This is a genomic window from Rhizobium sp. P2_G2, assembly GCF_056403555.1.
Genome location: NZ_JBFUFF010000079.1, coordinates 20,599 through 32,496 on the forward strand (window position 1 = coordinate 20,599; position 11,898 = coordinate 32,496).

Sequence of the window (11,898 nt, forward strand, 5' to 3'; positions counted from 1 at the left end):
AAAGGACAGGCGCGCTATCTGCCGGAGCTGAGCGCGCCAAACGTCTTGCGCATCAGGCTCGCCAGGCCATCCGGCTCCTTGATCAGGATCAGGATGATAATGGAGCCGAAGATGATGTGCTGCAGGTTGGCGAGCGCGCCTTGGTCGCCCAGGATCGAGAGGTCGACGACCAGCGACAGCCGGTCGAGCAGGATCGGCGTCAACACGATGAAGGCGGCACCGAGGAAATTGCCGAATATGGTGGCGACGCCGCCGATCAGCACGATGAACAGCACCTGGAAGGACTTGTCGAGATTGAAGGCATGCGCATCCGACGTGCCGAGATAGGCAAAGGCCCAGAGCGCCCCGGCAATGCCGAGGAAGAAGGAGCTGATGCCGAAGGCTTGCAGCTTGCGCCTGGCAACGTCGATGCCGATCACTGAGGCGGCGGTGTCCATGTCGCGGATCGCCATCCATTCACGCCCAAGTCGGCTCTTGACCACGGCAAAAGCGAGCGCGATCAGCAGCACCGTCACCGTGGCGACCAGCAGATAGCGGCCAATGGCGGATTGCAGGTCGTGGCCGAGGAATTCCAGCCGCGGCGCCGAAATCGTCAGCGACTGGCTGTCATTGGAAAACCAGCTGAAATTGGTGAACAGCCATTCGAAGAAAAACTGCGCGCCCAGCGTCGAGGCGCCGAGATAAAAGCCCTTGATCCGCAGCGACGGCAGGCCGAAGAACACGCCGGCCGCCGCCGTGATCAGCCCCGAAAGGATCAGCACCACCGGAAGCGGCAGGCCGGGCGCGCGCAGCAGCAGATTATAGGTCGAAAACGCGCCGATCGACATGAAGGCCGCCGAGCCGAGCGACACCAGCCCGGCATAGCCTTGCAGCAGGTTGAGCGCGATGCCGGCCAGGCCCAGGATCACCGTCGGGATGATGATCGAACTGAGCCAGTAATCGCCGGCCACGGCCGGCACGATGCCGAAGGCGGTGATCAGGCCGCCGACGGCCACCAGACTTTTGAGCACCGGAAAGCCGGCCGGGATCGGTTGCGACAGAGCGGGTTCCTGAAGCGTGGCCATGGGTCAGACCCTTTCGATTTCGCGGTCGCCGAACAGGCCGGCGGGACGGATGAGGAGGAAGGCGACGGCGAGGATATAGGCGAACCAGGTGGAGACCGAACCATTGACCAGCGGTCCGATATAGATGTCGGCCAGCGCCTCGGTGGCGCCGACCAAGAGCCCGCCGACGATCGCGCCGGGGATCGACGAGAAGCCGCCGATGATCAGCACCGGCAGCGCCTTCAGCGTCACCAGCGACAGTGAATATTGCACGCCTTGCCTGGCACCCCAGACGAGGCCCGCCACCAGCGCCACGATGCCGGCGACGCTCCAGACCACGCGCCAGATCACCGGCAGGCGGATGCCGATCGATTGCGCCGCGAGCGTGTCGTCGGCCACGGCGCGCAGCGATATGCCCATGCGCGTCTTGTTGAAGACGATTGCCAGCACCACCACCAGGCTGATCGCGATCGCCGAGGCGACGATGTCGAACTGGCTGACCAGAATGCCGCCGACATCCACGCCGATATCGGGAATGCCGAGATCGAGCATATGCACATCCATGCCCATGATCAGCTGGGCAAAGCCTTCGATGACGAAGCTCAGCCCCAGAGTGGCCATGAACAGGGTGAGCGGATCGCGGTTGCGCAGCGGCCGCAGCACCAGCCATTCGATGAGAATGGCAAGCAGCACCATCAGCGCCGCCGTGATCAGGAAGGCCAGGGCGAAGGGTATGCCCTTTTCGGTCAGGGTGACGAAGGTCAGCGCCGAAAACAACAGCATCGAGCCCTGGGCGAAATTGAACACGCCCGACGCCTTGTAGATCAGCACGAAGCCGATCGCGACGAGCGAATACATGACGCCCGCAAACAGCCCGGCAACAAGGGTTTCGATGAAATAGGACATCTGTGCATGCCTCCTAGTGGACCGTGCCGAGATAGGCGGCGATGACATCGGGATTGTTGCGCACGTCCTCCGGCGCGCCGTCGGCGACCTTGCGGCCGTAATCGAGCACGACGACATGGTGGGCGAGACCCAGGACGATGCCGACATCGTGCTCGATCAGCACCACGGTGGTGCCGAAGGTGCGGTTGACCTCGGCGATGATGCGGCTCATGTCCTCCTTCTCCTCCTGGTTCATGCCGGCCATCGGCTCGTCGAGGAGGAGAAGTTTTGGTTCGGCGACCAGTGCGCGGGCGAGATCGACGCGCTTCTGGATGCCATAGGGCAGCGTCGAGACGATCCTGTCGCGATGCGCCTTCAGGCCGAGAAAGGCGATGATATTGTCGGCTCGAGCCAGGAAGGAGCGGCGCTCCTCGCCATCGCGGCCGATGCGGAAGATGTTCTCGATAAAGCCGGTGCGCCCGTGGCGGGCAAGGCCGGCCAGCACATTGTCGCGGACGGAGAGCCGCTTGAACAAGGCGCTGTGCTGGAAGGTCCGGCCGATGCCGAGATGCGCCGCCTTCTTCGGATGGATCGCCTCGAAGCGGTTGCCGTCGAAGACCACGTCGCCGGACTGGGCCCGGTAGACGCCGTTGATGACATTGAGCAGCGAGCTCTTGCCGGCGCCGTTGGGGCCGATCAGGGCGCAGATCTCGCCCTTGCCGACCTTGAAGCTCAGCGCATTGAGCGCGCTGACGCCGCGGAAGGACAGCGACACATCGTGGAGTTCGAGCAGTTCGGCCATGTCAGCCGCTCACCGATTTCAGCTGCGGCTGGCGCGCGGCAGCCTCGCCGCGCTTGACGGCCTCAATGTCGCGATAGCGGTCTGCCGGGTGGTTCTTGGGCAGATACGGGCCGTCGCCGAATAGTTTTTCGCGCAAGGTGCCGGCCTTGTAGGCGGTGGGATAGGCGCCGCGGCGCTGCAGTTCCGGCACGATATAGCCGACGACATCCTCGAAACTGTCCGGTGTCACCGCATAGGCGATGTTGAAGCCATCAACATCGGTGTCGGCCACCCATTCCTGCAGCGTATCGGCAATCTGGCTATAGGAGCCGACAAACACCGGACCCAGCCCGCCAATGCCGCCGAACTGCGCCAACTCGTCGATCGTCCAGGCCTTGTCGCCGCCGGCCAGATGCTCGACCACCGACTGGATGGCATTGGTCTCGACCTTCCTGACCAGATCGGTCGACGCATATTGGCCGAAATCGATGCCGCTCCAGCCCGACATGAACACCAGCGACCCGTCATAGGAAACGTATTTCCGATAATCCTCGAATTTCGCTTTGGCCTTGGCTTCGGTCTCGTCGGTGATCAGGGTGACCAGCGTGTAGATATAGATCTTCTTGGGATCGCGGCCGGCGCGGGCCGCACGCTCGCGGATTTCGGCAACATAGGCTTTGAGCACGGACTTCGTGGGCGCTGCGACGAAGACGCATTCGGCATGTTCGGCGGCAAACGCCTTGCCCGGCCCCGACGCGCCTGCCTGGTAAAGCACGGGCGTGCGCTGCGGCGACGGCTCGGTCAGGCCATAGCCCGGCACGTCGAAATATTTGCCCTTGTGGCCGATCTCATGAACCTTGGACGGGTCGGTGAAGATGTGCTTCTTGCCGTCGCGCACCACCGCCCCCTCCTCCCAGCTGCCTTCGAGCAGCTTGTAGAGGACCTCGACATATTCGTTGGCGATCTCGTAGCGATTGTCATGCCGCTGCAGCCCCAGCTGCCCGACATTCTTGGCCCCGCTTTCGAGATAGGAGGTGACGATGTTCCACCCCACCCTGCCCTTGCTGTGATGGTCGGCGGTGGCGATGCGGCGGGCAAACGTATAGGGGTGCTCGAACGACGTCGACGCGGTGATGCCGATGCCGAGATGTTCGGTCGCCAGCGCGATCGGGGCTGCGAGCTGCAGCGGATCGTTGACCGGGATCTGCGCCGCCTGCTCGATCGCGTGGTAGTTCGAGCCCTTGTAGACGTCGTAATAGCCGATCACGTCGGCAATGAAGATGCCGTCGAAAATGCCACGCTCCAGCGTCCGGGCGAGATCCTGCCAGTAATCCAGATCCTTGTACTTCCACGACTTGTCGCCGGGATGCGCCCAGAGGCCGGGAGACTGGTGGCCGACGCAATTCATGTCGAAGGCGTTGAAACGGATATGTCGGGTCATTTCGGCTCCAGGACAGTCTGTGAAGATGCCCCTGAGCCTAGGCGGCGGCATCGGCTTAATACAGTTAATATATATTTTTTATGTATTATAATTTAGCCAACTGTTCCGCGATGAGTGACATCCTGGGAAAAACGATTTCGCCGTTTAGCCTGGCGTTAGATTGTTGTGCCGCGGCGAGTCAGTTGCGGTCGGCGACACCAACCGGCGGAGATGGGCACTCGCCACAGATCAGGTCCACGGTGAGACATCCAATTCGCCCATGACGCAAAGCCCTCTGCCCAGAGAATGCATGGCCGGGACTCGGCTCGACAGATCGCCGCGCGTCCACAACGGACAGGGGACGGCGCGGAACGGCAACTTGTGAAAATCGTCCCAAAGCCGAGCAGCGATGTTTGACTTTTCCGCACGCCACGTCAGTATGGCGCCGGGAGGAGCCAATGCGAGGCTCGAATGACCAGAATTCCGCTGACGTCACGTCTGATCGAAAGTGTGCAATATAACCAGAGCACGCGCACACTTCACGTCTGGTTCCGGTCTGGCCGGCACAAATACCATTGCAACGTTCCGGCTACGAAGTTCGAGAATCTCGTTCACACGGACTCTCCGGGCTTCTACTATACCTACTATATCGCATCCCATAACCGGAAGGTGCGCAAACCGATCACATGGATTTACAAGGCATTTGGCGCGCTCGTGGCAGTCGCCCTGCTTTCGATCCCGGGTTGATCGCCATCGGCGCTCTGCCCGCGGGCGCCGCCCCCCTCACACCTCGTTCAATCGCCGATCCGCCAGCAACTTCACCAGCCAGTCGACGAACACCCGGACCTTGTTGCTCATGTGCCGGTTGGAGGGGTAGACGACGTAGAGTGGGATCGGCTCGGTGTTCCACTCGGTCAGCACCGGCACCAGCCTGCCCTGGGCGAGCTCGTCGGGAACCATGAAGCGCGGCAATTGCGCGACGCCGAGGCTGGACAAGGCCGCCGTCACATAGCTGCGGGCGTCGTTGACAGAGAGGATGTAGCGGCCGGTCACCGCGATCGTCTCGCCGTCCCGCATGAATTCGAACGGCATTGTCCGGTTGCCCTGGGCGCGAAAATAATTGACGCAATAATGCTTCGTTTCCAGCTCCTCAGGCGACTTCGGCATGCCGAATTTCTCGATATAGAGGGGGGACGCACAGGTGATCAGCCCAACTTCGGACACCCGCCGCGCGATCAGCGACTGGTCGCCCGGCGGGCCGCCGCGCAACGCGCAATCGACATTCTCAGTGAGATAATCGACGGTCCGGTCGCCGACGCCGAGATCGATATGGATGTCGGGGAATTTCTTGCAGAAATCGCAGAGTGCCGGGATCACGACCCAGTCGGCGAAAGCGCCCGCCATTTCGACGCGCAGCCGCCCGCTGGGGCTGGCGGTCGAATTGGTCAGCGTGCCGTCGAGCTCCTCGACTTCGGAAACGATACGGGCGGCCCGCTCGTAATAGAGCGCGCCGTCGGTGGTGACCACCACCCGCCGCGTGGTACGATTGAGCAGCTGGGTGCTCAGATGCGCCTCCAGCCCCTGGATGAGATTGGTCACCGTCGCCTTGGGCATGGCCAGCGCCTCGGCGGCACGGGTAAAATTGCCGGTCTCGACGACGCGGATGAAGGCGCGCATGGCCGAAAGCTGGTCCATCGGAGGTCACCTCGTCTGCTGCAATGCGACATTGTTCGAAATCCTGAATAGTGTTGTCAGTTATAGCCGACTTGTTCTCCAATGTGAACAACCATATGTCTTTATGCAAATCCTGGGCATGCCGCGCCCAAGATGTGCTAATTTTCGGACATGGATATCAGGACAATGCCGGTCGAGGTGAAGGACATGATGCTGGACAAGGTGGCCGTCGGCCCCGTGTCGGCACGCGTCTATCAGGGCGCCGAATATGGCAAGGGTCCACCGATCGTGTTGTTCTTCGGCGGCAGCGCCTTTGTCGACAAGGGGCTGACCGATTGCCCCATCGCCGAGACCCTGGCGAGCGTAGGCGCCATCGTCGTGGTTCCCGATTATAATGCGCCGCTCGGCAGCGTCTTTCCGAAATCGCTGGAAGTCGGCTTCTCGATCTTTTCCTATTTCGCCAAGAAGCGCGCCGGCCTCGGCGACCGCAAGTCGCTGCTCCTGGTCGGCGGCCAGGAGGCCGGCGGCAATGTCGCGGCGGCTGTGGCGCTCAAGGCACGCGATTACTTCGCTAGAGAGCTCGACGGCCAGGTGCTGATGTCGCCGCTGCTCGACCCGTTCATGAGTTCCGCCTCGATGCGCGAGGCCGACGCCATCGGCATGCGCGAGCGCTGGACCGACGGCTGGAGCCATTATCTCAGCGCCGGCGTCTGCCATCCCTATGCGGCGCCGTGCATGTGTTCGCGCGTAAGCGGCCTGGCGCCGACATTGATGCTGACAGCAAATGACGATCCGTTGCGCGATGAAGCAACGGGCTATGCAGAACGGCTTGAGCAGGCCGGCAACAAGGTTCGCCAGCATGTCCTCCCCGCCGGGACAGGTTGGCCCTCGATTTATGGCGGGACATCCAACCACGCCGCCGCGTGGCAAGACATTATTCGCAAGGAGTTCGGCGACTTCGTCCGGGAGATCGGTTCGGACCGGTCCGGTTAGTATTTTGAAATGAAATTCGCGGACCACCCGTGGTTTCAGGGTTGGCCGCAAGGAGAGAGACAATGACATCGATAGCGAAACGCTGGGCCCTGGTGGGCGCCGGCCTGGGACTGGCTGCGTCTTTTGGTGCCGCAGCCCTATTTCTGGAATTGCCGATGGGCACAGCCGCCACCGCCTCCGAGGCGCCGGCACAACCGCCGGCAATTCCGGTGGCGGTGGCAACGGTGACCAGCCGCAGCGTCACCGCCTGGCAGGAATTTTCCGGCCGCCTGGAGGCCGTCGACCGCGTGCAGATCCGCTCGCGCGTCGCCGGCGCCATCCAGTCGGTGAATTTCCGCGAAGGCGCGCTGGTCAAGGCCGGCGACCTCCTGTTCACCATCGATCCCGCCCCCTATGAAGCGGCCGTGGCGCAAGCCGAAGGCCAGGTCGCCTCGGCCAGGGCGCATGCCAGCTTCGCCCAGCTGCAGGTCGATCGCGGCCGCAAGCTGGTGGAAAACAAGGCAATTTCGCAGGCCGACATGGACCAGCGGCAGAACGCTCTGACGGAGGCCGAAGCCGGCCTGCGCACCGCCGAGGCCGCCTTGCAGACCGTCACGCTCGACCTCAGCTACACCAAGGTGCGGGCGCCGGTCGCCGGTCGCGTCGGCAAGGTGGAAATCACGCTCGGCAACCTGGTTGCCGCCGGCTCGGCTTCGCCGGCGCTGACGACGCTGGTCTCGGTCGATCCGATCTATGCCGGCTTCGACGCCAGCGAGGAAGTGGTGACCAAGGCGCTGGCCGAACTGCCACGCTCCACCACCGCCACGCCGGATATCGAACAGATTCCGGTCGAGATCGGCACGCTCGCCGACAATGACACGCCGATCAAGGGCAAGCTGCAATTGATCGACAACCAGGTGGATGCGGCCAGCGGCACCATCGCCGTACGCGCCGTGTTCGACAATCCCGGCGGCCGGCTGATCCCGGGCCAGTTCGTCAAGGTGCGCATGGGCCAGCCCAAGGCGGAGATGAAGATCCTCGTCAGCGAACGGGCCATCGGCACCGACCAGGACAAGAAATTCGTCTTCGTCGTCGGCGCTGACAACAAGGTCGCGTATCGCCCGGTGGAGCTCGGCGCCAATGCCGAGGGTCTGCGCGTGATCGAAAGCGGGCTGAAGGCGGGCGATAGGATTGTGGTCAACGGGTTGCAGCGGGTGAGGCCCGGCGTGGTCGTGGCGCCGCAGCAGGAAGAGAAGGTCGCGGCAGCGAAGTAAGGCCGCGGGTTTTCCTCTCCCCTTGTGGGAGAGGATACGCAGGCCGGGTGAGTGCAACGAACCCTTGGCCGAAGTTGGTGAGGGGTGAAAGCCCCGTCGCATTACCCCTCACCAAGCGCGCCCAAGCACTCAACCTTTGGTCTCGCGCTGGCTTGCTATCCTCTCCCACAAGGGGAGAGGCAGGGTGCCACGAACGCCCGCCGCGCTTGGGGCACAACGGTGCAGCGGGTTTTCCTCGCCCCTTGCGGGAGAGGATACGAAGGCCGGGTGAGCACTTGCGAACCCCTGGCCGAAGTTGGTGAGGGGTGAATCGCCGCCGCATTACCTCTCATCAGCCTTCTGAGTTCATCGAAGGGCGGGAAGCTTCTCCCCAATGGAGGAGAAGATGAAGCCTTACCAATAACGACCCCACCAGCGGCCCTCCCACCGCCGGCGCGGGTCCCTACACCCAATTTCACCCCGGAGAGGGCTTTGAAATGAACATCTCCAGATTCTTCGTCGACCGCCCGGTGTTTGCCGGGGTTCTATCGGTCCTCATCCTCGTCGCCGGCCTGATCGGTCTCAGATCGCTGCCGATCTCGGAATATCCCGAAGTCGTGCCGCCCTCGATCGTCGTGCGTGCCACCTATCCCGGCGCCAATCCGAAGGTCATTGCCGAGACCGTCGCCACCCCGCTCGAAGAGCAGATCAACGGCGTCGAGGGCATGCTCTATATGTCCAGCCAGGCGACGTCGGATGGCGTCATGACGCTGACCGTCACCTTCAAGCTCGGCACCGACCCCGACCAGGCGCAGCAGCTGGTGCAGAACCGCGTCGCGCAGGCCGAGCCGCGCCTGCCCGACGAGGTCAAGAATATCGGCGTCACCACGGTCAAGAGCTCGCCGGACCTGATGATGGTCGTCAACCTCACCTCGCCCGACAATCGCTACGACATCACCTATCTGCGCAATTACGGCGTGCTCAACATCAAGGACCGGCTGGCCAGCATCCCGGGTGTCGGCCAGGTGCAGATCTTCGGTTCGGGCGATTATTCGATGCGCATCTGGATCGATCCGCAGAAGGCCGCCGAACATGGCCTTGCGGCGAGCGACATCACCAACGCCATCCGCCAGCAGAATGTCCAGGCCGCAGCCGGCATTATCGGCGCGTCGCCCAGCCTGCCCGGCGTCGACGTGCAATTGAACGTCAATGCCCAGGGCCGCCTGCAGACGCCTGAGGAATTCGGCAACATCATCGTCAAGAGCGGCACCGGCGGCGCCATCACCCGCCTGCGCGACGTCGCCCGTGTCGAGCTCGGCGCTGCCGACTATTCGCTGCGCTCGCTGCTCGACGGCAAGGCGGCGGTGGCGATCCCGGTGTTCCAGGCGCCGGGTTCCAATGCCATCGCCATCTCCGACGAGGTGGTCAAGACCATGAACGAGCTGCAGCTCGCCATGCCCGAAGGCGTGAAATACGAGATCGTCTACGACACCACCAAGTTCGTCCGCGCCTCGATCGAAAAGGTCGTTGACACGCTGCTCGAAGCCGTGGCGCTGGTCGTGCTCGTCGTCATTCTCTTCCTGCAGACCTGGCGCGCCTCGATCATTCCGCTGATCGCGGTCCCGGTGTCGATCATCGGCACGTTCGGCGTCATGTATGCCTTCGGCTTCTCGATCAATGCGCTCAGCCTCTTCGGTCTGGTGCTGGCGATCGGCATCGTCGTCGATGACGCCATCGTCGTCGTCGAAAATGTCGAGCGCAATATCCAAAACGGCCTGTCACCGCGGCTCGCGACCTACCAGGCGATGAAGGAAGTCTCCGGCCCGATCGTGGCGATCGCGCTGGTGCTGATCGCGGTCTTCGTGCCGCTCGCCTTCATCACCGGCCTTTCCGGCCAGTTCTATCGCCAGTTCGCGCTGACGATTGCGATCTCGACGGTAATTTCGGCGATCAATTCGCTCACCCTCTCCCCTGCCCTCGCGGCCCTGCTGCTCAAGGACCACCACGCGCCGAAGGATTGGCTGACGCGCAGCATGGACTTCGTCTTCGGCTGGTTCTTCCGCGGCTTCAACCGCGCCTTCGGCGCCGGCTCCAATGCCTATGGCAAGGGCGTCGGCGGGCTCTTGTCGCGCAAGAGCATTGTCATGGTCATCTATCTGGCTCTGGCCGGCACCACCTACGGCCTGTTCAACGCCATACCCGGCGGCTTCGTGCCGGCGCAGGACAAGCAGTACCTGATCGGCTTTGCCCAGCTGCCGGACGGCGCCACGCTGGACCGCACCGAAGACGTCATCAAGCGGATGAGCGCGATAGCGCTGGCCGAGCCGGGCGTCGAACATGCCATCGCCTTTCCCGGACTCTCGATCAATGGCTTCACCAATTCGTCGAATGCCGGCATCGTCTTCGTCACGCTCAAGGATTTCGATGAGCGTAAGACGCCGAACCTCTCCGGCGGCGCCATCGCCATGACGCTGAACCAGAAGTTCGGCGCCATCCAGGATGCCTTCATCGCCATGTTCCCGCCGCCGCCGGTGCTCGGCCTCGGCACGACGGGCGGCTTCAAGCTGCAGTTGGAAGACCGCGCCGGCCTGGGCTACCAGGCGCTCGACGATGCGACCAAGGCCTTCCTCATGAAGGCCTATCAGACGCCGCAACTGGCAGGCCTGTTCTCCAGCTACCAGATCAACGTGCCGCAGCTCTATGCCGACCTCGATCGCGCCAAGGCCGAACAGCTGGGCGTCTCCGTGACCGATGTGTTCGAGACGCTGCAGATCTATCTGGGCTCGCTCTATGTCAACGACTTCAATGCCTTCGGCCGCACCTACAGCGTCCGCGCGCAGGCAGACAGCAAGTTCCGCGCGACGGCCGACGATATCGGCAACCTGAAGGTCCGCTCGGCATCGGGCCAGATGATCCCGCTGTCGGCGCTTCTGAAGGTCGAGGCGACGACCGGTCCGGAGCGCACCAACCGCTATAACGGCTTCCTCTCCGCCGACATCAATGGCGGCCCCGCGCCCGGCTTCTCCTCCGGCCAGGCCCAGGAGGCGATCGAAAAGATCGCCGCCGAAGTCCTGCCCAAGGGCATCGGCTACGAATGGACCGACCTGACCTACCAGCAGATCCTCGCCGGAAGCTCAGGCGTTCTGGTCTTCCCGCTGGCGCTGCTACTCGTCTACCTCGTGCTCGCCGCCCAGTATGAAAGCCTGACGCTGCCTCTGGCGATCATCATGATCGTACCGATGGGCGTGCTGGCAGCGCTGACCGGCGTCTGGCTCACCCATGGAGACAACAATATCTTCACCCAGATCGGCCTGATCGTGCTGGTGGGACTATCGGCGAAGAACGCCATCCTGATCGTGGAATTCGCCCGCGAGCTGGAATTTGCCGGCCGCACCCCGGTCCAGGCGGCGATCGAAGCCAGCCGGCTGCGTCTCCGCCCGATCCTGATGACCTCGATGGCCTTCATCATGGGCGTCATCCCGCTGGTCACCTCGACCGGCGCGGGTGCGGAAATGCGCGCCGCCATGGGTGTGGCGGTGTTCTCCGGCATGATCGGCGTCACCTTCTTCGGCATCTTCATGACCCCGGTCTTCTACGTGCTCGTCCGCAAAGCCACCGGCAGCCGCCCGCTGGTACAGCACACCGAGCATGCCGACCCGGAAAAGCGCCCCGAGCCGGTCACGCTCGCAGCCGAGCGAGAGGAGGCCAAGCCGCAGGACCGCAGCAAGGCGCCACCGGAACTGGCGCATATGGATCTGGCCTGAACAACCAGGTCCGCGCAGCATCGGACCGATGCCGGGAAGCAAGGCCGTACGCCATGCTTCCCGGCATTTTTGTTGAATCCGGGCTGAGCGCAGCCCGCCGCATACC

The 11,898-nt window shown here is 63.2% G+C and carries 9 protein-coding genes; 4 read left to right on the forward strand and 5 right to left on the reverse strand.

Features of this window, described 5'->3' with window-relative positions:
- Nucleotides 1-14: 14 nt before the first annotated feature.
- The 4 genes from AC1D06_RS32420 to AC1D06_RS32435 are packed head-to-tail and all read right to left on the reverse strand — an operon-like array spanning nt 15 to nt 4,150.
- Nucleotides 15-1,064 (reverse strand): branched-chain amino acid ABC transporter permease, encoded by a 1,050-nt coding sequence (locus AC1D06_RS32420; RefSeq protein WP_477989996.1) that lies wholly within the window; start codon nt 1,062-1,064, stop codon nt 15-17.
- A 3-nt stretch (nt 1,065-1,067) separates the two neighbouring features.
- Nucleotides 1,068-1,949 carry a branched-chain amino acid ABC transporter permease gene (locus AC1D06_RS32425; protein ID WP_477989997.1) on the reverse strand — a complete coding sequence of 294 codons (882 nt, stop codon included), beginning with the start codon at nt 1,947-1,949 and terminating at the stop codon, nt 1,068-1,070.
- Nucleotides 1,950-1,962: 13 nt separating this feature from the next.
- Nucleotides 1,963-2,730, reverse strand: a complete 768-nt coding sequence (locus AC1D06_RS32430) for an ABC transporter ATP-binding protein (RefSeq protein ID WP_477989998.1) — start codon at nt 2,728-2,730, stop codon at nt 1,963-1,965.
- Nucleotide 2,731: 1 nt separating this feature from the next.
- The gene (locus AC1D06_RS32435) at nt 2,732-4,150 is read right to left on the reverse strand and encodes an LLM class flavin-dependent oxidoreductase (RefSeq protein ID WP_477989999.1); all 1,419 of its coding nucleotides are present in this window, start codon (nt 4,148-4,150) and stop codon (nt 2,732-2,734) included.
- A 450-nt stretch (nt 4,151-4,600) separates the two neighbouring features.
- Between AC1D06_RS32435 and AC1D06_RS32440 the strand changes: the two genes are divergently transcribed.
- Nucleotides 4,601-4,876, forward strand: a complete 276-nt coding sequence (locus AC1D06_RS32440; protein WP_477880504.1) for a KTSC domain-containing protein — start codon at nt 4,601-4,603, stop codon at nt 4,874-4,876.
- A gap of 36 nt (nt 4,877-4,912) precedes the next feature.
- Here AC1D06_RS32440 and AC1D06_RS32445 read toward each other — a convergent pair whose 3' ends face one another.
- Nucleotides 4,913-5,824: a LysR family transcriptional regulator gene (locus AC1D06_RS32445; protein ID WP_477990000.1), complete on the reverse strand. Its 912-nt coding sequence runs from the start codon at nt 5,822-5,824 to the stop codon at nt 4,913-4,915.
- Between the two features lie 165 nt (nt 5,825-5,989).
- Here AC1D06_RS32445 and AC1D06_RS32450 point away from each other — a divergent pair, with 165 nt between their 5' ends.
- The 3 genes from AC1D06_RS32450 to AC1D06_RS32460 all read left to right on the forward strand — a co-directional run bounded on the left by AC1D06_RS32450 (nt 5,990) and on the right by AC1D06_RS32460 (nt 11,792).
- Nucleotides 5,990-6,796: an alpha/beta hydrolase fold domain-containing protein gene (locus AC1D06_RS32450; RefSeq protein ID WP_477990001.1), complete on the forward strand. Its 807-nt coding sequence runs from the start codon at nt 5,990-5,992 to the stop codon at nt 6,794-6,796.
- A 62-nt stretch (nt 6,797-6,858) separates the two neighbouring features.
- Complete coding sequence (locus AC1D06_RS32455) at nt 6,859-8,049, forward strand: efflux RND transporter periplasmic adaptor subunit (protein ID WP_477990002.1); 1,191 nt, start codon at nt 6,859-6,861, stop codon at nt 8,047-8,049.
- Nucleotides 8,050-8,525: 476 nt separating this feature from the next.
- A complete protein-coding gene (locus AC1D06_RS32460; RefSeq protein WP_477990003.1) occupies nt 8,526-11,792 on the forward strand; it encodes an efflux RND transporter permease subunit in 3,267 nt (1,088 codons plus the stop codon).
- The last annotated feature ends 106 nt before the right edge of the window (nt 11,793-11,898 follow it).